The sequence below is a fragment of the Vibrio sp. S11_S32 genome (genome assembly GCF_014694465.1).
In the GTDB taxonomy this organism is placed as follows: domain Bacteria; phylum Pseudomonadota; class Gammaproteobacteria; order Enterobacterales; family Vibrionaceae; genus Vibrio; species Vibrio algicola.
The window spans coordinates 1-23,123 of the sequence record NZ_JAAUWS010000021.1 but is presented as its reverse complement, the minus strand read 5'-3'; the positions used below and the strand labels follow the sequence as shown (position 1 = coordinate 23,123).

At 39.7% G+C, this 23,123-nt stretch carries 25 protein-coding genes; 6 read left to right on the top strand and 19 right to left on the bottom strand.

All coding sequences use genetic code 11. The features are described 5' to 3' along the window. Nucleotides 1–16 precede the first annotated feature (16 nt). Genes HC723_RS11030 through HC723_RS11020 form a run of 3 tightly spaced genes read left to right on the top strand, consistent with a single transcriptional unit; the run spans nucleotide 17 to nucleotide 1,027 of the window. Complete coding sequence (locus HC723_RS11030) at nucleotides 17–271, top strand: type II toxin-antitoxin system Phd/YefM family antitoxin (protein ID WP_190339114.1); 255 nt, start codon at nucleotides 17–19, stop codon at nucleotides 269–271. Next, on the top strand, nucleotides 261–545 hold the full coding sequence (locus HC723_RS11025; RefSeq protein WP_190339113.1) for a type II toxin-antitoxin system RelE family toxin: 285 nt from the start codon (nucleotides 261–263) through the stop codon (nucleotides 543–545). The genes HC723_RS11030 and HC723_RS11025 overlap by 11 nt, the downstream gene beginning before the upstream one ends. 8 nt (nucleotides 546–553) lie before the next feature. Beyond that, a complete protein-coding gene (locus HC723_RS11020) occupies nucleotides 554–1,027 on the top strand; it encodes a hypothetical protein (RefSeq protein WP_190339112.1) in 474 nt (157 codons plus the stop codon). Here the strand turns inward: HC723_RS11020 and HC723_RS11015 are convergent, their stop codons facing one another. The 19 genes from HC723_RS11015 to HC723_RS10925 form a co-directional block, all read right to left on the bottom strand. Next, nucleotides 1,028–3,781: a conjugal transfer protein TraG N-terminal domain-containing protein gene (locus HC723_RS11015; RefSeq protein ID WP_190339111.1), complete on the bottom strand. Its 2,754-nt coding sequence runs from the start codon at nucleotides 3,779–3,781 to the stop codon at nucleotides 1,028–1,030. It abuts the gene before it with no gap. 1 nt (nucleotide 3,782) lies between these two features. Continuing rightward, nucleotides 3,783–5,147: a conjugal transfer protein TraH gene (locus HC723_RS11010; protein WP_190339110.1), complete on the bottom strand. Its 1,365-nt coding sequence runs from the start codon at nucleotides 5,145–5,147 to the stop codon at nucleotides 3,783–3,785. Between the two features lie 10 nt (nucleotides 5,148–5,157). Then, nucleotides 5,158–5,712, bottom strand: a complete 555-nt coding sequence (gene traF / locus HC723_RS11005; protein WP_190339109.1) for a conjugal transfer protein TraF — start codon at nucleotides 5,710–5,712, stop codon at nucleotides 5,158–5,160. Then, nucleotides 5,712–6,488: a type-F conjugative transfer system pilin assembly protein TraF gene (traF, locus tag HC723_RS11000; protein ID WP_190339108.1), complete on the bottom strand. Its 777-nt coding sequence runs from the start codon at nucleotides 6,486–6,488 to the stop codon at nucleotides 5,712–5,714. Before traF (HC723_RS11000) ends, traF (HC723_RS11005) begins: the two co-directional genes overlap by 1 nt. 13 nt (nucleotides 6,489–6,501) lie before the next feature. Next, nucleotides 6,502–8,358, bottom strand: coding sequence for a type-F conjugative transfer system mating-pair stabilization protein TraN (gene traN / locus HC723_RS10995; protein ID WP_190339107.1), 1,857 nt, complete (start codon nucleotides 8,356–8,358; stop codon nucleotides 6,502–6,504). Between the two features lie 47 nt (nucleotides 8,359–8,405). After that, nucleotides 8,406–9,071, bottom strand: coding sequence for a type-F conjugative transfer system pilin assembly protein TrbC (gene trbC / locus HC723_RS10990; RefSeq protein WP_190339106.1), 666 nt, complete (start codon nucleotides 9,069–9,071; stop codon nucleotides 8,406–8,408). An 88-nt stretch (nucleotides 9,072–9,159) separates the two neighbouring features. Next, the gene (gene traU / locus HC723_RS10985) at nucleotides 9,160–10,176 is read right to left on the bottom strand and encodes a conjugal transfer pilus assembly protein TraU (protein WP_190339105.1); all 1,017 of its coding nucleotides are present in this window, start codon (nucleotides 10,174–10,176) and stop codon (nucleotides 9,160–9,162) included. Then, nucleotides 10,173–10,871, bottom strand: a complete 699-nt coding sequence (gene traW, locus HC723_RS10980; protein ID WP_190339104.1) for a type-F conjugative transfer system protein TraW — start codon at nucleotides 10,869–10,871, stop codon at nucleotides 10,173–10,175. Before traW ends, traU begins: the two co-directional genes overlap by 4 nt. Before the next feature lie 37 nt (nucleotides 10,872–10,908). After that, nucleotides 10,909–11,637, bottom strand: coding sequence for a complement resistance protein TraT (locus HC723_RS10975; protein ID WP_190339103.1), 729 nt, complete (start codon nucleotides 11,635–11,637; stop codon nucleotides 10,909–10,911). Between the two features lie 13 nt (nucleotides 11,638–11,650). Continuing rightward, on the bottom strand, nucleotides 11,651–11,965 hold the full coding sequence (locus tag HC723_RS10970; RefSeq protein WP_190339102.1) for a TrbI F-type domain-containing protein: 315 nt from the start codon (nucleotides 11,963–11,965) through the stop codon (nucleotides 11,651–11,653). A 2-nt stretch (nucleotides 11,966–11,967) separates the two neighbouring features. Further along, nucleotides 11,968–14,529, bottom strand: a complete 2,562-nt coding sequence (gene traC, locus HC723_RS10965; RefSeq protein ID WP_190339101.1) for a type IV secretion system protein TraC — start codon at nucleotides 14,527–14,529, stop codon at nucleotides 11,968–11,970. A gap of 11 nt (nucleotides 14,530–14,540) precedes the next feature. Then, entirely contained in the window at nucleotides 14,541–14,981 is a 441-nt protein-coding gene (gene traV / locus HC723_RS10960) for a type IV conjugative transfer system lipoprotein TraV (RefSeq protein ID WP_190339100.1), read from the bottom strand. Then, nucleotides 14,971–16,389 carry a TraB/VirB10 family protein gene (locus HC723_RS10955; RefSeq protein ID WP_190339099.1) on the bottom strand — a complete coding sequence of 473 codons (1,419 nt, stop codon included), beginning with the start codon at nucleotides 16,387–16,389 and terminating at the stop codon, nucleotides 14,971–14,973. Before HC723_RS10955 ends, traV begins: the two co-directional genes overlap by 11 nt. Nucleotide 16,390: 1 nt before the next feature. Continuing rightward, nucleotides 16,391–17,122, bottom strand: coding sequence for a TraK domain-containing protein (locus HC723_RS10950; RefSeq protein WP_190339098.1), 732 nt, complete (start codon nucleotides 17,120–17,122; stop codon nucleotides 16,391–16,393). Nucleotides 17,123–17,201: 79 nt separating this feature from the next. Further along, entirely contained in the window at nucleotides 17,202–17,762 is a 561-nt protein-coding gene (traE, locus tag HC723_RS10945) for a type IV conjugative transfer system protein TraE (protein WP_190339097.1), read from the bottom strand. Next, the gene (gene traL, locus HC723_RS10940) at nucleotides 17,763–18,062 is read right to left on the bottom strand and encodes a type IV conjugative transfer system protein TraL (protein ID WP_190339096.1); all 300 of its coding nucleotides are present in this window, start codon (nucleotides 18,060–18,062) and stop codon (nucleotides 17,763–17,765) included. Further along, a complete protein-coding gene (locus HC723_RS10935; protein ID WP_190339095.1) occupies nucleotides 18,062–18,382 on the bottom strand; it encodes a hypothetical protein in 321 nt (106 codons plus the stop codon). Before HC723_RS10935 ends, traL begins: the two co-directional genes overlap by 1 nt. Before the next feature lie 76 nt (nucleotides 18,383–18,458). Then, nucleotides 18,459–18,824 carry a hypothetical protein gene (locus HC723_RS10930; protein WP_190339094.1) on the bottom strand — a complete coding sequence of 122 codons (366 nt, stop codon included), beginning with the start codon at nucleotides 18,822–18,824 and terminating at the stop codon, nucleotides 18,459–18,461. 295 nt (nucleotides 18,825–19,119) lie between these two features. Beyond that, nucleotides 19,120–19,302 (bottom strand): TraY domain-containing protein, encoded by a 183-nt coding sequence (locus HC723_RS10925; protein WP_178306550.1) that lies wholly within the window; start codon nucleotides 19,300–19,302, stop codon nucleotides 19,120–19,122. 169 nt (nucleotides 19,303–19,471) lie between these two features. On the opposite strand from HC723_RS10925, the gene HC723_RS10920 reads away from it, so the two are divergent. The 3 genes from HC723_RS10920 to HC723_RS10910 all read left to right on the top strand — a co-directional run bounded on the left by HC723_RS10920 (nucleotide 19,472) and on the right by HC723_RS10910 (nucleotide 22,664). After that, on the top strand, nucleotides 19,472–20,107 hold the full coding sequence (locus tag HC723_RS10920; RefSeq protein ID WP_190339093.1) for an XRE family transcriptional regulator: 636 nt from the start codon (nucleotides 19,472–19,474) through the stop codon (nucleotides 20,105–20,107). A 422-nt stretch (nucleotides 20,108–20,529) separates the two neighbouring features. Beyond that, a complete protein-coding gene (locus tag HC723_RS10915; RefSeq protein WP_190339092.1) occupies nucleotides 20,530–21,366 on the top strand; it encodes a hypothetical protein in 837 nt (278 codons plus the stop codon). A 704-nt stretch (nucleotides 21,367–22,070) separates the two neighbouring features. After that, a complete protein-coding gene (locus tag HC723_RS10910) occupies nucleotides 22,071–22,664 on the top strand; it encodes a DUF2913 family protein (protein WP_190339091.1) in 594 nt (197 codons plus the stop codon). Nucleotides 22,665–23,123: the final 459 nt, after the last annotated feature.

Here is a 23,123-nt window from a genome sequence, read left to right as displayed (position 1 = left end):
TCTAATGGTGGGTATAATGGATACTGTTCGTACAATTTACGCTGATAGTGTTACTAGCATTTCTGAATTAAAAAAAAATCCGATGTCGGTTGTTGCACAAGGGGATGGATTCCCTGTTGCTGTTTTAAATCGTAATCAACCTGCTTTTTACTGTGTTCCCGCTGCTGCTTATGAGCTGCTTATGGAAAAATTAGAAGACATAGAACTCGTACAACTGGTGAAAGAGCGAGAGGGTTCCGCTGAAATAGAGGTCAATATTAATGACCTATAAACTACGGTTTAAAGTTGAAGCTGAAAAAGAGTGGCGGAAACTTGATAGCAACGTAAAAGCACAGTTTAAAAAAAAATTAATCGAGCGATTAGTCATTCCTCATGTCATAAGTGACAAGCTCAGTGGGTTGCCACAATGCTATAAAATAAAACTAAGGGCTGCGGGTTATCGCTTGGTCTATCAGGTTAGGGATAATGAGTTATTAATTTCAGTTATCGCGGTAGGTAAAAGAGAGCGAGCGCAAGTCTATAAAAATGCGATCAAGCGCATTTAGGAGAAAACATGGAATTACAATCTATTACTGCAAAAGTGGATGCCCTTAGAGAAAAAGGCTTTTCTGATGATGATATTAATCAACTGTTAGGGGTTGATGAAAAGGCCGCACCAACACAAAGCGTTGATGCGAACCCAGAGGCGATTATTGCCGCCCTGAAAGGCGGCAATGTTCAGGTGTTACAGCAGTTTGCCAAAGGACACGATCCCGAAATATTCAATGCCAAAGTCGATGAAATTGTTGATTTTTTAGAGTGTTCAGTTAAGGAACAAATAAAAAACAGATCAATAATATGGGGTTCGGTAATTGCTGTGATTATATTTATTAATATTGGTGATGTCTTTTCTATTGAACAAAGTGGAATTATTTTTGGTATATCTATACTTACCTGTATTATAGCTAATGCTGCTATCAGTGTATCCTCACTAAAGAGACAATATAATTTCTTAAAACCAAGAGTGCTCTTTTTCATACGAAAATAATTATTTTTCATCTTTCATATATGCCCGCCAATCTGCCCCCTCAATATCGGGCTTAGAAAATCTTGGCAAGGGTTTTACTTCGGGTTCTTGGGGTTCATTAGACTTAATGTGAGTATGATTGATTTTATCACCTCGCTGATTAATATTGTCTTGTGCTTGCTCGGCCTGTTTAGTTGCGGTGTACTCATCATAATACTGATTTTGTGCATTCATATTGCCATGTTGCGCCACTTTTTCAGATTGATTGTGAGCGCTTAAACTAGTATCCACTGATTGCCCCGTTCGTTCATCAAAATGTTGAGGCGATTCATTAAAGGCTTGTTGTTGCTGCCCTGAAAATATATCCATATCCCCTGCATTCAGTTTTTCTTGCATAAAAGCATCAAAGTAGGCTTGTCGCTCCATGCCGATTTTTTCCCCCGTCCCTGTCATGATAGCTTCAACATTCGCTTTCGAATGTGGGTTTTGCTCTAAATAGGATTGAAACTGAGGGATAAGGTTATTATTGACCTGTAAACTCCCTGAACTCACCTGTTGTAACGTATTAGCTAACGATTGTTCTTTTGTCGCTGCATTATTGAGTTGTAGGCCAGAACTAACCAGTTCTTGATTATCATGGTTTAAGTTGTGTAAGGCTTGTTGAGCCTTCGAGTTTTGATGACCCGTTGTATCATTCATTGCAGATTGTTGAAGCGTATTGACCGCTTCATTAAAGCTCTTTTGTTGAGAACTAGAGTCTCGTGTGTTACTTCCATTATTTGTATCATTGGTATAACTATATCCTAATGAACCTCGTACCCCCTCCTTTGCATCAACGCCATTCCCCAGAATTGAAAAATTCTGTTTTGTTTCGGCATTACCATACGCTTCCGCCATGAATTTCCAAGCATTAGAATCTGTTACATTGTGCGATTTAGCATAATCATGAACGGCCGATTGCATCTGATTAACGGCTTGTTGTTGGGTTGCGCTCAGGCCGTTGGACGTACTATGACCGTAGTTATCTGTCGCACTGCTCGAACTTACCAAGCTTTGTAAATCATGAGCGGTGGCCGTGGTGGCATGGTTATAATTAGCCGCCGCAGTTTGAGTGTGTTTGTGCGCGTCACTCAAGCTATGCGTCAATGATTGAGTCATCATTTTTTGACTGTTCATGCTAAATGCACCACTCGACATCGAATCCCCCATATTATACGTTTGAGAATGATCGAACTTTTTAAACATGGTCCCGTTCGTATTTTGCATAGTCGCACCATGCGTTTGCATCATGTGGCGCATATCCGTTTTGTTGGCGTTGTGATTGTCCATACTGGTATTACCTAAATTGTAATTACCCGTGGTGTTCTCGTTCGCTGCCTGTCCAGACGATGAGTTAATCATTCCCGCAACCTGCATCGACAAGCTTCCCATAATGCTTGCTCCGCCCTTAACAATATAAGGCGCAATGAAAGGAACCGTACTCAATAACCAACCACAAATCGCCGCAAAATAGATATGTTGATGATATATCGCATTAGCATTGCTAAAAGTTAAGCCCCCGCCCAACTTGGCAATATCTATTGATTCCATCTCAAGTGTCTTCGTCATAAAGAAATTGATGATCACAAATAATGGAGGCCATGTTGCGAGATACACATAACCATAGACATAGTTCGTCAAAACCTTAAAAGTCATGCTCGGCAGCATGGCTAAAAACATCACAAAAATTGGACTCACCAATATCATCAAGAACAACAGAGAATGCAGCTCAGGAATGTATTTTTGCGCCATTAGTCCTAGACTCATCCACATTTGTTCGTTTTGGATCTCCATTTTAGTGTTTGCGTAATTAAGTTGCGCAGCGGTAGCGTTTGAGTGTGCCGCACTGTTTTGTAATCCAGTGCGAATGCCATTAATCGCCATATTCTGGATTAACGTTTCTTTAGAAGATGTGCTCATGCCGGTGAAGTCGGCACTATTTTGAGCAATTTGATTCTCAAGTAATGCGGATTGTTTCGCTTTATTTTCGCCTAAAAAGCCAAGTTTAATTTTGAGTGTTCCCAGTTGCTTGACGGACTCATCATCAAACAGTTTCTTGATGGTTGGTAGGACTTCTTTACAGGTGGGGTAATCAATTTTTCCTTTACTGTCTCTATCCACGATACGCCGTAATGGGCTTGGACTGTGTGTTTCAAGAAACTCAAAAATTTTTGGTGAACCAGCAAAATCATCCCACGAATATTTGTGATTAATCAATATGTCAGGACGGATACAGTTGCGTAAATATTCCGACCATAACGAACGTAAACGTCCACTTGAGATCGTAACTGATTGTGTGTCTCTTTGTACCTTTGATGCGTATATCATGCCCGTTTTGCTGTAGGTGGCATTATCATCTGTGTGAAAAATATCTTCCACAACCGTAGTGACACCGTAACTAATCTCACTAATTAGATGCGCAGGATAAGCAACTACCATTGGGACATTACTGACCGAACCGCCAGTCCATAGCGGATCGCCCAAATTCACAATTTGTACCGTAGTGGTGATATTAATTAAAAATAAAGGCACAAACAAAAACGTCATGAGCCATTTAAATATCTCATTTGGATCTTTTTTTATCGCAAAGGTCACAGCCGTCATTAAGACCGCAATAGACATCGAAATAAACATCATCTCGCTGTAAGACGCGTTATGGAAAAACATCGTCACGGATTCTAAAACGTCTTTGGTGATTTCCCCGTTCTCATAAACGTAAATTGGTAATGTGCTCATGCTACCCCCCAAAATTCATGTTTTGTTTTAATTTTGAGGAAAAATCCCCCTCGATAGATTGTTGCTGTTGTTGTGAGCCTTGTGTTAATTTTTGCTCTAGGATTAATCGGTCTTCTGCATCATGATTGAGCGTTGAAATGAAATTTTGCGCCTGATAAATGCCCGCCATAATGCTGTTCAAATCTTCCTTGTCATTTTTTGAGTTACTCAATGCCGCCTGTACAGTTTGCAGAATGTCAGCAAGGTATTTTTTCGTGAAATTTTTTGCTAATACTTCGGAATAGGCATTAATATCTGGAGATTGACCCGCTTGAATTTGAATTGACATCATTTTTAAAACAGGAATATCCGTCATTTCTAAAAAGGATTTTTGTGCTTCGTCCAAAGGCGTGTCGTTCATGATAGAAATCGCAATATCTTGGATCGCATTAAACACGAGGTAATGTAAGCTGCTACTTTCAGTTAAAGTAAAATCTTGTTTGGTTGGGGAAAGACAATTCTTTTTCTCATCACAGACATATAGCTTAATTTTTCCGCCGTCCATTAATGCGTTAATTAAGTTGTTATTATTTGATAATAAGGACGGTAACGTATGCTCATTGCCATCTTTATCGTAAATAATAGTGCCAGATAGACTCATGAAAAATTCAGCCAGTTCACTGTCATTTTTTAAAAATGTCTGTTTCTGTAGATTCCCCCAAACAATGTTTAGGTTACGTTTCACTAGCCCTTTTGTTGTTGGATCTTGACTGGCTTTATTCGCCATATCATTTGCTGTACCTGATTTACCGCAGTCATTCATTCCCGCCGCCCAATCCGAAAATTTGTTTTGTTGCGTACCCAGCGTGTCACAAATGTATTTTTGGCCTGATTGAGTTTGGAAAGGCCAAAGTCCTGATACAGCCGATTGTGCGGTTTCGCATGAATTAACCGAGAGCTTGTTAAATTCATCCGCCACTTTTTGTAACTCTCCCATTATTTCCTTAATCTGCGGCGCCCAAGTCTGCAACGCAAGATTCACAGCAAAAGGTGCAGCATCCGAGACAATAGCTTTTCCCATGTTCGTAAGTTGATCACTATTAATGTGAGAAAAACCACCCGCAAACAAATCAATCCCGCCGCAACCTGCTGTTAATGATGGTGTATCAATGTGCATCAGATTACTGTCACGCACTCTTGATTTAACATTTAAGCCGCCACCTGAATAATAATCCGCTTCCTGCCCTTTGTATGACGATGGATTGTTTACTTGAGTGTTATACCCCAACCCGTCGTAAAAACCGTTAATATCTGACGATATGCCCGCGTGTGCTTGGGTATTAATTAACACCAAACTCAGCACAAACGGAAGATATTTCATTTTCATCGTGTTCACCTCAGTTCAGTGCATTTAACAACGTAGGGGATGTAACCAGTTGTTCATACCGACTTTCTAACGTTTCTAATGCCACATTCTGATAGGTTAAACCTGTAAATTTATTCGTTTCAGTGTTCACAAAAAAAGTGGCGGGATAAACAAAATGCGGCGTTCCAAAAAAGTGATGGATAACTTCTTTATTGGCGGGCATTGGGTGCTCAAAGTCTGGTAGCCCCTTTCCATCAATAGAAAAAGCATAGTGCTGTAAATTAGGATGTTGGCGTAAAAACTCACTCACTTTTGGCGTGAATTTGTGGCAGTACGGACATTCTGATGAAAAGATATAAACCAAGGCATACTTTGAATGTGGAGGGGCTTTTTTTAAAACTGGACTGACGGGCGCAGTATTGATAATGGCAGAGGTAAAATCCGTTTGGATAGTGTTATTTCGTAGTGTGTCTTGTTGTGCTTGGGTATCTTGCGCCGCAATATCGACCGCCGATATTGCAAAAGCTGGTGTATTTAAACTCAGTATAGTGAGCAGAAATACGGTCAGAGTCATTAAGTGTTTCATTATTCTTCCTTAAAATTGGTGGCCACTTTAGTAAGGTTTTGGGTTAACTCCGTCATCGAGATAAATCCAAATGCAATTGCTTTTTTCTCTTTTGTTTTTGGGTTGACTAAATAAATAGCAGGGAGAACTTCTGGATTAACTCGACCGTCATTGACCATATTATGGGGAATGCTAGGTATTAAAATACCGTCATTACTAATGCCAATAAGTGGCAATTGCCAATCCTCAGTTTGTTTAACCAGAGACGGCGTTAGGGTTTGAGACAGCGGATCGTTTCCGCGATACACAAACATCAAACCAAAGCCCTCTTTTGCTAAACGATTGATCACACTCCGCTCCGTTTTATGTTGCGTTTTGGCGTAGGATTGCCGCGCGATTGCCTCAAGTGGATATTTGGCGCGATAGGATAGCGTTGGATCATCTAATAACGCTTTTTGAAAGGCGATGCCGAACTTATCACTCATGTTGAGAAAGTATTGATGCCAGCGCATCACTATTTTGGCGTTTTTTACCGTGGGGTGCATAACGGCCTCAGCGCGAGCATTTTTGTATTGTTCTTGGATTTTTTTTAACTGTTCTTGAGGCGAAAGCGTTTTACGTGGGATTGGTGTCGCGTGTGAAGTCGTGCGTATAATGTCAGGGTGTTTTTTAGGTAGGGCGGTAGGCGTAGGATCGTCATACCAACGCCAGCCCGCCCCTTTCCCAGCGAATCCGAATGGGGAAACGGTTAACATCATACTGCTCACGACCCACGTTATTACATGGGTTCGTAGCATGATTTATTCCTTATTATTGGCTAATGTCGCCCGCGGCTTTGTTTTTAATGTCATCGGGATCAGGTAGGTTAGTGTTTGCCATCATGTCATCGTAATAACTCGTTAAATCAATTTGAGAAAAATCAATATAGCTCATCTCATCAGGAGTAAAACCGCTACAATCAGGATGTTTGGCACTGCCAAAGGTTTTATGTAATTGAGGCTTTCCTTGTTCAGAAACTAAACGCGATAGAATATTAGGGTATTGGCAATCCGATTCTTTATGTCGAATACACACACCCAATACTTTTTCAGCGCAATAATTTCCCACTTTATGAGTGAGTTTCTTTTTCTTTGCTTTCATTAAGGCTTTTTCTTCATCACTGCATGAGGTTAAATCAATATCCATTCCCCAACCCTTGTCTGAACAACAATTAGCAATGCCGATTGGTTTTTTACTGCAACTGACCGCCTTTCCTGTAAAACCTTGCATCGAGTCACCATCGATCCCCTTTGCGCCCTCGTTAATCGCCGCCATGATCGCCGCGTCTTTTGCAAAGTCAGTGTTTTGTTCAGGTTTTGGGTTGTAGCAATCACCATCAAGACAAAATGACGGCTCTCCGCATGTGATATTTGCATCATGACAAGCTTTCACGTTACATGTATAAGTCGCTTTATTCTGAACACACGCGCCTAATATTTTTAACGAGCACGTTACTTCACCAGTGGGTGTGCAATGCGTTTCGCTACTATCAGTATATCGAGATAACCCATGTGTTCCTTTTGGCATAGAGGAACACGTATTGTCATAATGACAAGCATAGATGCGCTTTTTCTTCCAACAACTCATTGTTGTCGGTATACCGTTGATAGTTCTCGTTCCCCCATCTTCTATACAATTTTCTGATTGTGCGGCACACTCATTTGGCACTAAACCGCAATTATCTATCCACTTCATTGTTTGAGATTTGTAGCTGTAGTAAATCTTGCCTTGTCCATTTAATACTGTAAATTTACTTTTTTTGGTGAGTTGTGAGCGGATAGATAAAGTGAATTTTTGGACTGAAAGGTGTGTCGTGAATGTATGGGATGAAATAGTCGCTCTATATTGAAGCATATCGCCGTGGTTTGAGAAATGTGTTGCTTCAAATACAACCTTTACTTTGCCAATTTCAACACTATTAGCTAAAACATGAGCATATGGATCTTTAATTCCATAGCGATAATCACCATTAAATAGTTGTGACATTCTCGGAATTGTAATTTGTGTTAAAATCGCTGGAGAGTAAGTTAACGGCAATGATACATTCGTACTCTTGACAAGGGTAAAAGATTGGCTAGCTTGTTTACTGATCACTTGATCTGGAGTCGGAGTTAAATAACACTCTGGCTTTGCATCATTCAGCGGAATGAGGCAATTTCGTTTCTCATTTGTATCTGTGCATTGTTGATGTTGCGTACAATCCGTGTATTTTCCCGCTTTTCCATGCGATATTTCTGACGCATCCGCCATGTCATGTGTTGCGTTAATATAAGCGGGATCATTATCATCAATTTTCGGTCGATTAGGTGCGGCTTTTATCGTCGCTTGAGCGAATGGATCATTTCTTATTGCGTGAGTGGCTGCATTTTTAGTTGCATCGTCATCGCCATAATATTGAGATTGTGTTGGTGAATCTATCTGTCCGCAATCCGCCCCAGAACAATACTCATGAGCGTCCACCGTGGTCGGTTTCATGGTGGCTAACGCTTGCGCGTTGGCTACATTTTGATTGTATATATCACCTTGCGGATCGGCATAGCATATTGATTTAAAATAGAAAATCATCATTATTATGATGACTGATTTTTTAATGAACATATCGTCTTCCTGCTCAATAATTATCCACAAAAATTGTGGGTAAAAAGGTATAAAGTGAAAAAATTGAATAATTTAAGTTAGTTAGTAAATCCAATTTTTCCACTTGATTTGATTTGGTGAATCTCATCACCAAAACGACCTTTTCGCGCTAAAATATCCAACGCGTTGGACACAGACATACTGCCATAGACCACGTCAAAATTTTTATCTTCACAGGTCTGTTTTCTGTTATCACATTTCCCCGATTTCACGACCACAAACGCGGGAACATGCGTGATCCCAAACTGCTTAAATCCGCGTGGATCAATAGAGACACCGCCCAATAATGGCTTATCTTTTCCTTTCATTAATCGCCCCGATAACGCCTGTATCGTTGGTCTCATTCCGCCCTTTAATATGCCTCGAATTAAGACGGGGATATGTAATGAATCGGCTTGCGTCAGTAATTGAGTGAACATTGTTTTTGGCAACGCCAGTGAAGTGAAAATCAACACATTACTGACTTTTTCAGGCTCATTTTTTTCATGTGGGATCATTTTTAATCCTTGATCATGAAGAGATTGGGCTTGTGATTGATATGGTTTTGAGAGTTGCATGACTTTGGAAAGTAGGGTTTGTTGTTGCTTAGTTATCGGAATGCTGTAAGTGGCTTGCTCTTTATCGTGAAGTGCTTGCAGTTCAGCTTGACTGTAAGCGGTTTGGTCAGCATTCACGTTAAATGACAAGATAATAGTTACAAACAAAAGCGACCTTGCAAACGCTTGATAATACATGTTGGTTTTCCTTTAGCGAGTAGTTCACATATGTGCTCCATAACTTTGCGAAAATAAGTTAAATAAATACGCAATTGCGTTTCTTAAAATTTATATAACCAAAATTTCGGCCTGTAACGGGATTATCATGCCCTGACTCCCAAATAACCGTCGTAGTTCCGTAGGGATAGCAACGAATAGGATCGGGAATAGTGTTGGTCATTTGATAGCGATAACGTGATTTCGGCATCGTTGGCATGGGGGTTTGATAGCAAATCGCGCCCTCTTCTCCGTGAGACTCCCACACAATCCCTTCTCGATGTAATTTGTAGTTAAATTTTTCAGCAATGAGAGTCGCAGCTTGCAATGGTGTATCACTGTAAGTTGAGTTTCCCGTCAATGGATAAGCACTACCTTGAGAACCCATACACCAAAAAAGCGCATCTATCGGCAGGCTATTTCCGAGGGAGGTTTTCATCGACTCAGGAACACAGGCCAACTGTGCAATCGGATTTCCAAACAATACGGCCTCTGGATTTAATGTAAATGCCAATTGGTCATCATCCCAAAAGGGATCAAGTTCGCTTATATAAGCCAAATCAAATTCATCAGTTGCCATACAAGCCACCGAATCAATGAGTTGTAGCCACAGCATTACGGGATATTTATACCAATGCGCATAATAAAATGTACCTTGGCTTGCTATGTCATTGGTATCTCTTACTGTTGTATGACCTCCGATATCTTTTGGATTCCCGCCGCCAAACTCAGTTCCCATATTGACCATGCAATACGGTTTCCGAGTAATATCAATGAGCGTATCTGGCTCCCAATAACCAATATTTAAACCAATTTGCATAAAAATCGGTGCGGGTTTAGGGCAAAAGGAAATCGGCATTGACGGATTATGAGTATCGGGATAAATAGAAGGCACGACAGGTAATTTGCCGATAGTGATGGGAAATAAACAATCCCAGCACACATCCGTTACTGGATTAACAAAATGCCCTGTACATGCCGCACTTTTCGCAAATGTCACCGTTTGCCAATAAAAACAAACCCCTACCGTAATTAAAAATAGAGAAATTCTTTTCATGGTCGCTCACTTTTAATGCTGTTATGAATTGGGACTTCGTTTTGCACATCAAACTCTTGCACCCTCCATTCAAAGTGGTCTTGTTTGATTAAGACGGGAATATGCTGAATCGAGAATCGTTTGCAGTAGTGCCCCGTTTGATCAAAATACATAGACTGATGTAATTGTTTTGCCACTTTTGCTGGCTCGCCTTGTGTTAAAATCCATTTAATACGAGTGTGCGTATTTTTTTGTGTCTTTATTGCCCACGCCACCTGCTTTGGATCATCGCCATTAAAAAAGGCCAGTTGTTCTGTTAAATGCACTTGAGGGTAAGCACTGCCGTTAGGCCATGTTGCAGAGTTAAAAGGATTAATTTGTAAACCAGCATGATAGAGAATGTTACCTTTGGAGTCCTTAATATCTTTTTGTAATGTCATAGTAGGATCAATGAAATACGTCCTTGGGTGGGTAGTGGTACTTAATCCTATGACAGGTTTCGGTCTTATTATTCGTGCTTTGACAATCGCCTTTTGCTTTTTCTTAATCGCATCCCATTCACCATCTTTTTGCATATAATCTAAACGTGCATGGATCCAATCGAGCATATCAATCTCAATTGGAGTATAGATAGCACCATAAACGCCTAGATCATTGGCATAAGAGAATTGAGAAGTAAAAGAAAGCAAAAAGGCGAAAAAATAGAATTTTTTCACCTTTTTCTCACTTGTTTTGTGTTGAGCTATTCGTTGGCTATAAAATACCTGAAATGGCTCCTGCCAACCCTTTTTCTAAAGTTGGTTCGGCGTCTTCAAATTTTAGATTGGCTTGATTTGCTGTGCTCACGATACGAGTTTGGTAGCGTTTCCAACTGGTCGTTTCCGTGCTTGTCACCATTTTTGCGCCCGAATTACCTTGATGCAATTTTGCTTGATTATGCTCGGTTACTTGAACACCTTTTGCCGCATGTTCCGATATTTGCAAATCTGTCACCATCGAATAATAAGTATCTTCAACCATTGAGTCTGCCACAAATCCAGCCGCCATGCCTAAAACACCCATTCCGACAGCACCAGTTCCGCTACCCATTGTTGATGCGGCTATTGCACCCCCTGCAATAGCCGAGCCATAACCTTGCGCTAAGAAACCTTTTGATTCGTTTAAATCACTTTTTCCTATTTTTAAAATATTCGCCTGAATGAGATAATGCGCTTGCTTGTAATTGTTGGTGACGGTGTAACCCTTTTGCGTGAGTAAAGTGGTGATTTGAGGCTTTATTTTTAAATCTTGTTTGTCGGTGGTATTGCGAATTTGCAAATACACCGTTTGTTCGTCAGGCGAAACAGGATCGAGAAAAATCGTATCACTCATTTTGGTTTTCACCACCAAATTGCGTTTTGATATTTCAGTTTTCATTGCAGTACACCCCGAGATCGCCACACACCCTAATGCAACACCAATTACGATAATGTTTTTTTTCATTGTTGAAAATCTCCTAATTTAATAATTGGTTAATTTTGTTAGTAATGTCAGGCACACCTTGTACCACGGCATTAGAGACTAAAATAACCTGTCCTGTTGACTGACTATAAATCGCCAACGCATCATCAATACGTTTCGCTATTTCAGGTCTTTTTTTCTTCGCTATTTCAGGTTTTAAATCCATTAACCGCAATGACTGTTTTGCTAATAATGAATGTAAATTAACCGAAACAATTTTTGTTGGTTGAGTGTAAGTCATCACAAGCATCGAGATACAAACACTTACAATTATTGTGATAATAAACGGAAAAAGACGTTGTGTTGTCATGATTATTCGTTGCATTGCGCCTCCATTTTCTCAAAGAGTGTCATTTCATCGGGAAAGAAATGCCATGCCCCCTTTGTCACGGCATCTTCTTCTGACAAGCCCTCAGTAATCAGTTTTTCCACAAACTCAAATTCTTTGGGTTCTGTCGAAAACAGCATCCGTGACCACGCATTAGCAAACAAACGATGGAAAGATATTTGCCCCCCCGCTTTGATCATGACGCTGGAGTATCCGACTTTTGCCGCAGGTTCAAACGACTTGATCATTTTCAGCTCAAAAGGGGAAAACACATTGGGGTTTTCATTTAAAAACGCGTCAAATCCGTCACCTTGTCTGAGAAGAAACTTAATATCTGAGTTGTTATAAGCCACCATCGCTTCATCTGATGAGAAGAAATCTTGGACGCCTTGCGTAACAGCGGCAAAACTGCCCCCAAATTTACGCGCCGTTCGATAACCATTCTCAATGAACGCTTTCGATTGCTTATTGCCGCCTGACATGAGTTTCCAAGCCTCTTCGATAATGCACATCTTTGGTGTGCTTCGGTCGCCTGACAAATACATGGCTTGGTTAATGTTCACCATTAATGCAAACACCACGGGCTGCAATAATTCATCGTTAAAACCATCCAATTCTAATGTAGTAAAATCCACATTGGGATCGAGTTGAGATGGTTTGTTAAAAATGTCGCCATACAACCCATCCGTACAATAAATCCCTAGCTGAAAAGCTAGGTCGAGGATCCGCCGATCTTTTTCTTGCTCTTCTGCTATTTCATTTAATGCGTCCCGTACATCATCAATCAAAGCTAAGTGACCTTTTTTTTCATAGGCTTTCGTGATGGCAAGACTGATCGCTCGTAATTGATAATCAGCCAATTCACTATTAGGTGCAGCCATTGCTGCAATCAACCCCGTAATATCATTAATCGCCACTTTTAACGGATTTTCTCGTGCTTCACGATCAGAATGGCTTTTTTCCTCTAATTGCTTGAGATGAGTAAATGGATTGAGGGCAATGTCCTTTGATGACATATAGACACCGCCAAACACTTGTGTGAGTTTTTTATAGCTGTCACCCTTATCTAAAATCCAGATACGCCCAAAACGCTCAAAAATGCTCTTGGCGAGATTTTGCATGAAAAAGGATTTACCCGCACCAGAGCCTGCCATCACCGCGATATTGTAATTATCACTTCCACAAGTAAAGGGATCGAAATAATTAATCTGGTTTCTCATCGTGGGCAGTAATAGCCCCACATTGAGATCCCGTCTCCCCGTTACAATGGGCAGAAAATTCACTATATTCGAGGTTTTGATGGTTCGAATACGCCCCAACTTTTTCATATCTTGGAACATACCGTTAGGCAGAAAAAAAGGAAGCGTGGCAAGCAAGGCTTGCATTTGAAGATGACGAACAGGCGTAATATCCAGTCCCGCCGCCTCAAAAGTTTTTCTCGCAGAAGTGATATCCTGATTCATCAGTTCTTTCGTTGTAAATAAAGTTAGAGTAAACACCATGCCTGATAACTTACATGAGTCATTATCAAAGCCTTGCGCAAGATGTTTTCGTTCTGCTATTTCTTCTCCTACTTTCGGCATAAGCCGACCCATTGGCGAACTCGCCCACTTCTCTGCTGTTTTTAACTTCCTATCGTTCTTTTCTTTTGCAGATGTTTTCTCATGGATATGTACATTACAACTAATACGAAATGGACATTTTAATGATTTTGCACTATCAGTTAATGAGGCGAGCACTTCGGGGAAGGCGTATAAACGAAATTCACTTGGCAATTTTGATAACGTAAAATTCACCACAACCCCGTCATGATCTTCTTCGCCAATAGTGGTTTGGTAATGTATCGCTTCTGGAGTCGTTAGGTATCGAGAGTGAGACGCAAGGACTTGCTCATTAATCGGTTCATGACGGTTATAATCACGAACCGTTAAGCGGGTATCTTTATGGTTAAAATTTAATGTTTGTGATAAATGTGTAATGAATTCAGCGGGCGTCATATTTTGATTGAAAATATTCGACTGAATGAGTTCAGTTTCAAGAACTTCTTTCATTAATTTTAATTCTTCAACTTCACAACCCGCTCGTGAAACAAACAAGGCACACCGATAATTTTTTAAATCAAGCCGATAGGTGTTATTTTTTTTAGTCGGAAATCCATAGCAAGCACTGTAACGAGAAAAAGCGTATTCTTTTTGTGCAAGTGCCGCATTGATTCCGCCGCGAACACTTGCGGCCTTTCGATTTAACTCTAAATAATCATCGACTTGATGCGTGCCGAGCATAACAAATTGATAATCCCATTCTTCCCCATCGGGGAGTTTACACAAAAATTTGTTTAAGCTTTCGACAAGCTCATCGTTTGCCCCCGCGAGCGGCTCTATGATTTTCGCAAAGCCGACAGAGCGGGTATTAAAATACAGTTCATCATCGGCATCATATTCTCGATAGGGAAGCCAATCCGTTAAACTTGGGGCATTGGATTGAGATTGAATTTGCTTGTAAAAATCGTGTAAAGGTTTAAATGATTCAGTGAGTCGTTTTAGCATATTCTTCCCTCCTATGGATTGACCCAGTGAGCGTGCTCTACCACGGTATAAACGTTATGGGTTTCGTGAAGATTTCCCGCGCTGTCTTTATAAGAAAAAATAGTGATTTTTGCTGTTTTGTCATGAGTACGATAAGGTGTTTTTGGGTTTTTTAAAGCAACAAAATAGGCGCGTTTGATTTTGTCTAATTTTGATTGATTATTGACACTCTTCCCCGCCGAAGTAGACTTTTTTGATGATGAGTCTCCATCTAGATTTTTTGTGACATGACCATCGCTATCACTGGAGATTTTCCCATCGCTGACAATATTGTTAATATCCGTCATAGAGTCACAGCCTGGTATGCCATCAATTTTTTTACATGAAAAATCATCATTCATTCCTGCGCAACCTGACATTGTAATAACTGTCATAATGAGCAAAAACATACGAAATGGTCGTTTATTTGGCATTGTTAAATACCCCTTTCATTGAATTTTTAATCGCGTCTGGTAATTGAACCACATGTTGTATGTTGGTATTTTGTTGGTTCGCCGTAGGTGTTGGTGTTTCATTAGGATCTAATGAAAACCCATGCAAAAAGACAATATTCACCACTGAACCTGCGTTTAACTCAATCACTGGATGATATTGTTCTGCGAGTTTGATGTAATAATCCGAGAGTTTCGAGCCTACCGATTCCAAAGATGACCCCGCCAAATTCCCGAGAGCATCGCTAGGATTAATGGTTGTAGTCGTACCTAATGGTGATACTGATTGAGTCGAACTCATCGCCTTAGCGGTATCGCCAATCCCAGAGAATATTCCCGAGACTCCCGCCATTTCTATTATTTTTCCGTTTCGCATGACTGCCGTTCCGCGAATGCCGTTTTTACCAAAGTTGAACGCGGTCGCCTCGACTGGCACATCTAAAATTTGATCATTGGGTAATGTACAGCTCATGTGATCGGTTCTAATGATCCCTCTTGAGCTGGAAATTTCACCAAAGGCTGACGCGGTAAAGAAACAATCTTTTAAATGAGATTTTTTACCGTTGGGTAAAAATCCGTTATTGATCGCTCTAAAAGTCACTGGCGCGGTGTCCGATGTACCGTTGATACCCGCATTAGCATCTGCTCCGCCAGTCATCACGGCTGTAACAAAAGCACCCGCGGGCACATAATTGTCAGGATTATGAACTTTTTTCTTGGATGCAAATTTAAAGGATTCGATACCACTAGTGATCGTCGCATCATTTTGTGTCGTATCAATAACGAGCGCAGGTTGCACCGATTTTAATTGCGGCGCATCGGCATAGCGTGGACGGTTATCAAATGCGAACGTATCATCATTATTAGGCGTTGTATTTGCAGCATTGGTGGTATGACTCCATTGAGATTGAGCGGGAGTATGATCCATCGGCTCACTTTCCGTTGAGGCAACGCTATGTGTTGTTTTAACGGTGCTGAGTTGATTTGTTAATTCACTCAACTTTCCTTTTAAATTTTTAATTTCTTTGTTGAGCGAAGCTTCAGTGTCGTGAAATTTATAATTTGCCTTATTTTGGTCATTTAATTTTATCTGCATATCCTTTAATTTTTCTTGTACCGATTGCAAATAGGAGTTGGTGACATTGGAATCAAAATCAGATTGATCAATTGGTGAGGCAAATTTTGCCTTCATGTTTTTAATTGAAGGCGCGTCATGCTGAGCTTTCAATTCTGAATAGGTGAAATAACACAATGAAAAAACAACGATTACGATAATAACAATGACCCAATTTCGTTTTTCAACCAATTGGTTAACTTGATCCGCTTCTTCATCAAATCGCACATCATTTCCCTTGGAAAGAAATGCGCTAATTCGCTTTTTAAACTCCATTTTATTTCTCCCTCAATGTGACTAACGTTGAGATGTGCTCACCTTTCACCCTATCAGACGCTAATGATAATGCGGGCATACCTTTTTGGTGGAACATCGCAGGAGAGAGAGGCACTGTTGCTAGGCTATGATTTGAAAGTAAATATAAGGTGGCTATATAATGTGAACTTTCATATTGAACAAGAGGTTGAGATTGAATAACCCCGTATTTTTTAAGCTGTTTTTTTTGTTCTTTTGTAGAATAATGTTTGATGCTATAACCTTTAAGCGTCTGATTGTGATCATACGCTTTCAAGACTGCTTTCATAATTTCAACATAACGCGCATCGTAACCCGCACTATGCTCGATACTATCCAGAGCCTCATCTTCCGTGGCATCAACATGTAATGAAATGGTTTTACCCGCAGTGGACGCGGGAAGCACCAAAACCCCAATATGTCGCCCTTTTGTCGTGTCTAAAAATAAAGTAAACGGAACACCGTTTGCGAGTGATAACAATGCGCCACCGTTCCCATCTGTTTTTCCTGTGATACAAAAACCAGTCGGGCAATGTATCGCGCTAATCGTATCTCCTTCAATCATGACACGGTTCATATCCACGCTAGATAGAACAATTTGAGTGGTGTCGTTATCATTTAAAGTGTAATGAGCGGGTGATTGAGTAGTAGCATAAACAAAAGGTGACAACATCACTGAGGCTATCACCATGCCAATCATTGTGATTTTTTTCATAAAAAAACCTATAAAAGAAAGAAAAGAAAGGTGAGGCAAAGCCTCACCTTTATTGAGTGAACAAAAGGATCAAATACAACTAGCGAGCCGCACCTTTCACAATAGAAACAATAGTTAAATTTCCCGCATGATAGGCAAAATGCACATCATAAGTTAATCGTTTATCGGGTAATGCCGTCCCAAGCGCATATTTTTTCAATGTGCCATTAAACCGAACGATCAAATTTTTCACGTCAACCTGTGTTTTCTCAATAAAAAACGAAGAAGACACTTTTTGAGATTTGATAAACTTTGCCTCTTTGGCAAATTGGGGTTCGATTATATGGTAGCTATCAGAATCCACGAACTTGAGTATTTGAGCGTATTGTCCAACAACTGATTCAGGCGAAACATTCATTTTGAGCCACAAAAAATAGTGACCCATCTGAGACAAATACGCACCATCGACTTTCGTTTCTGATAGCGTGACGGGCTGAGTTAATGTGGGAGGTACAAGCGTTCGCGTCTTATGTATAGACACATAAGCGAGTGAGAAGCCAAGTACCAGCGTTAATATCAATAATACTGCCACCAATCCGAGCAACAGCACGTTAAGACCCTTAGCAATTGCTAGGCTTTCTCGTTTTACCGATATATCCATTTAACGCCTCCAATACCGAAATGAGTTTGGAGGAGAAAATTTAAACATATTTTTGCCAATACTATAGGGAAGAAAATTTAACATTGATTCTTGTAGAGCATTTTGCCCATATCGAGTATTAATGCGTTTCATTCCAGCCCAAAGCGGCAAAGCACAAATAAATCCGATCATTTCATGACCCACCAATAAGAATCCTAAAAAAACGACGAGCGCGGGCGCGATCTCGGTGAGCGGAACGCCCGCAATGGAAGGGGGCGTGTCCAACAATCGAGGAATAAAATATTGATTGGATTGTGTCATTAAGTGAGTCCTATGAACGTACCCGCCACGTTCATGAATATAATTAAGACAATAAACGTACCAATTGCACTAACCCAATTTTTTGTTACAGCCCCTGTCACGGCGGCTACAGCTAAACCAATGGCTAACATAGCAAAATGCAATTCAGAGGAACTTCCCATTGCTGCCGTGATTTCAGTCTTCGTACCCGCAAATGGATCGGTTCCATCAGCAAATGACAAGATCGGAACACTCATTAAACCAATGGCAAGGCTTGCATTTTTGATGTGATTCATCAGAGTGGATAAGCTAATCAGTCTATTGTTTCGTTTGTTTTTCATACAATTTCTCCAGTTTTGGATATAAAAAATCCCATTGTGAAATACAATGGGATATGTGGGACATTGGATTATTATTTTAATGTAAGACTTGTTGGGCAATGGTGTGTTTATTACCAATAAACTGCTTCCAGTTTTTGCGTGTCAGAGTTAAGTTTTTTGACTTACGATAATGTCTTTTTTTTGCGTGTTCAGAAGCATCACAAAAATGCGCATGGCATGGGGATATACGTTTTGAGGGGGTTTTGTAGTAAATACTTTCCAATGAAAAAGACAATGATTGATAGTGTTGGGTATCTGTGACGAGAGCCGCAAAAATAGTCCCCGCAGAATTGGAAGCGATAAACTTTACGTTTAAAATGTCCAATTTTTTATGGATATTTTTCCCTTTTATATCCATAAGTCTTTGATTTAACGGTAATAGCCCATATATAATCATTAACATTTTTCTCATCCTTTTTTTACAGAAACTTACTTCGCAAAAAATAAATTTTTGTAAAAATGACACCTTTCAGTGCCGTGTCGTGATTATTGCTTGAGTATGCTCACGATGCACACAACTCCCGTGAATATGATCACGTAAAGCAGCCACATATTGTGTCTGTACTTTCTGAATACCTATGATTTTTTTGTTCATAGTTAACGTCCAGAAATAGTAATGTTTCGATTTTTTTAGGCTTACCCTGCCTGCGCCCTTCTTAGCGCTTGAGGAACACAATATATCGATGAAACGGTTTTACTTACTGCTGTTTCCAATCAGGAAAGCGTAACAAGTGATCTTGTAGTCTCAGCTTTGCTTCCCCCTTTTTTGTCCGTTCAGCTTTTTTTGCCGATTCAATCAAGACGGCGTTAGCTTCTGCCGAAATATCAAATTGGATCCCGATAGGGCGAACATCTGAAACAGATTGTTGTTTGGAATTCATATTAAAATGCCTCAAAAAAACTCATAAACCTGTGTGGATGATCAGTTAAACAAATTATATAACACTTTTAAAGCAAATTAAATCATTTTAAAGCAAATTAAATCATAAGGGTTGAGAAAATAGAGGCTATATATAGGCTTATAAGCCTCAAGAAGAGAGACTTTTAGATATGAGTTCAATTGGTGAAAAAATTAAAACGGCAAGGCTTAAGAGAGGTTTAAAACAGAAAGATTTTGCAACACGCTTGAAAGTTACCTCTCAGGCTGTATCAGGGTGGGAGAGGGGGATCTCTTTTCCAAACGTAGAGCTATACGATAAGATAGCTGATATTTTAGGTGTGCCGAAAGATATAATTTTTTTTAAAAAAGATAAAATTGCTTACAATACCGACATTATTGCTTATGTTCCTTTTATGCCAGATATAGCAGCGTCAGCAGGTAATGGCTTTACCAATCAATTTAGTGAAGAAACCTATTACCCTCTACCTAAAAATGTTTATAACACTCAAAATAATAAACAAAATATTGTATGTATAAGAACCATTGGAGATTCTATGGAGCCAATAATAAGATCTGGGTCTATCTTGGCTATTAATCAAAGTACAACAGAAATCCAAGATGGGGGGCTTTATGTCATTTGTATGCATGATGCATTAAGAGTCAAAGAGTTATCTATTTCAGCTAATGGAGTTGTGATTAGAAGTTATAATGAAGCATACAAAAAAGAGTGTATCAGTTTAACATATTTTAACAAACACATAAGAATACTAGGAAAAGTCTTTTGGTTTTCATCTGTTTTAAATTAAAAACAATGAAAATAAACTAGAGGCAAGTTAAAGTTTGTTGTATGATTAATTTAGTTTTAGTGGAGAGTGCATTACAATGCGCACTGAAGCTACATAGTACTCTATGTAGTGTATTTTAACTAAAATTAGGATGTGTCATTGGTGATTCTTTGGCTTATAGCATTCGACAAAAAAGGCGGCTTCCGAATGGGTCGCCTTTTTTGTTGCCTAAATTTTATCATTTGATCTTTCTGTATTTTTTGATTAGAGTGTAATCAATGTTTGGATTAATCACCTAAACATTTCCTTAAACATTCGGAATCAAAAAATGACCATTACTACAAAAAACCATTGCATCGTACCGTCTACCTCTTGTTTTGAGCGAATTTTAAACACTTACCGTGTTTTCGATTCCTTAACAAACAATGACGTGGTGGTGCATCATGAGCACATCTAATTCCCCACTTACGCATCAGAGTGAATACAAGGCACGCCAAAAAGCCCGTAGATTGACGTTTATTCAAATCTTTGAAGACGCAAGCGTTGCCTTAGAAGAAGAGCGGGCAGCAAAAGCAAAGGCAAAAGGTTACGCCCATTCACCTCTTAAAACTGCGTTAGGCTGGACGGCTCGTAAGATTGGTCTTGACGGTTCAATCACGCAACTCCCCCCTTACATGAATAAAATATTCAGTGCATGTCGTGAACTCATTGATAACCCTTATCGCTTTCGTACCCTATGTTTATGGGGGGGCGCGGGTATTTATCGTCGTGATACACGAAAAAACTTAGCAAAAGTGATGGTGGTATTGCTCGCGCGTTGTGATTTAACCGATGGTCGTATTGGCGTACCCTCTAAAAATGGCATGGATACAATCAGCCATCATGAGCTGATGAATGATTATGTATTGCGGTGGGGCGAAATGATAGAAGAATCCAAATGGCATCGATATGTTAAATTTTTATCCAATGCTGGCTTTATTACGACCTTACCTATCAATATATCCATTAATGATGAAACAGGCCAAGGCAGTGAGATACGGGCTATTGCGGCCTACAAACAGTTTTCTACCGCCTTTTTTACCGAGTTACGAGTGCCTCATTTTAAAAATGTAGCCACTGAAATTTATCAAAATCGTCTTAATGCTGAAAACAAAGGGTATCGTTTTGATTGGATCCCTTTTCGTATGTTAGCCAATCGCCTTGTGACCTGTCTCAATGCTACTCTATGTAACCAACACACGACGCACTTTCGTTCTTCACCCGTACATTCTCCTCACTAACGGTTACTTTTAGCCGCTCACGCGGCGGCATCGTCACGCCTGTAGTTTGTACCCCCCCCTTTTTGTACCAAAAATTCGACGTTTTACCTCGCTTTTATCACTATCAAACCGACTTGATATGGTCTTGTGGATAACTTTGTGCCTCTCTTTACTAAAATAGGAGTAAGAAAAAAGAGTTAGAAAAAGAAGCTACAAACAAGAGAGGTTATATCGCTCTTACAGAGATAATTAATAAATATATAAAGAAATCAGTTATAAGAAGATAAAAAACACCAAAGCATCAATGACTCGCTTCTATCTGTAAGCAGATGCGCGAAGAAACCTTGCTGAACAACACCAATTTCATCGATCCACTTTCTCGCACGCTTCAAGTTTTAGGGTCGTTAAGAGCGGTCTATTAAGGAAAGGGGCAAGCATGACGTGAATATGGCGATATTAAGGGGGTAAATACGCAATATAAGCCGTAGTGAAAGATTAATCGCGATAAGGCTATTGTTAAACGTTAGCGATGAATGCGTGATGCCGGCTACCGTTTCTTAAACGTTGACATTTCTGTCCTTAGCAACTCGAATGAAAAAAGGCGCGTCATTACATGACGCGGTGACTCAAAATAAATAATCTTTTGAATTTTATACAAATTATCGGATAATTTACCTCATCGTCTTGTCTTAATTTTAAGCCCTCTTTATTTGGAATGGTACTTCATGAGCAAACTAAAATATCATCATGCATTTACTGAACTGATCACTCTTTCCTTACTTCATTTATACAGTTATATGGAAATGTCATCCCGTTTCGTTACCATAACGCAGCGCAATGAACGGTTGATTAAGTTTTTAAAATCTCAAGTGGTGTTACCCCGTAACGCCATCATTAAGAAAGACATTAAAGTACTTATTGCTCAAGGGCGTAAGGGCAGAAACCTAGAATTGAAATTAGGGGATCTACATAAAGTGAATTGTGAGTATGGCGAAAAATTTACCGATGCTGACCATCTATTTATCTTACTGACCTATCTTTATGAAGAGCATGGATTTGAATCCATGCTCGATATCCCAGAGGGAAAACGTGAAAAAGGGGTTATTTATACGGATAAGGCATTAATCAATACCTGTTTTAATGATGAGCAGATTTTATCTCGGCCTTTACCTCTCTCTATCATCATGGATGAACCGAGTCGATTAGTGGATATTATTAATGCTCTTCGCGGACTGTTTATGGCCGAACTCGTTTCTACCTCTATGTCTGATAAAAGTACAACACTGCGCTTACACAAAATATCTGCCCCGTCCGAGTAAAACCGAAAACGGCTTTACTCCATTATTTTGTATACTATTAATGCTATACTTTCATTAGTATATAAATGGAATGTGTCATGGCTCAATAAGTCAATTCTAGATCAGGGTTGGTATGAGTTTAGGCGACAACTTGAGTATAAGCAGCAATGGAATGGCGGCATCGTTTTGGATATAAAAAATCCCATTGTGAAATACAATGGGATATGTGGGACATTGGATTATTATTTTAATGTAAGACTTGTTGGGCAATGGTGTGTTTATTACCAATAAACTGCTTCCAGTTTTTGCGTGTCAGAGTTAAGTTTTTTGACTTACGATAATGTCTTTTTTTTGGGTTCTGTCGCAAAGTTTTAATAAGCGACTATGACTCTAATCTCAAGGCGTAATTATGCTGCGAGCGCGTAAAACTGTTCCCAACTAGATAATCCATTTGGATTATCTAGTTGCTCATTTTTGATC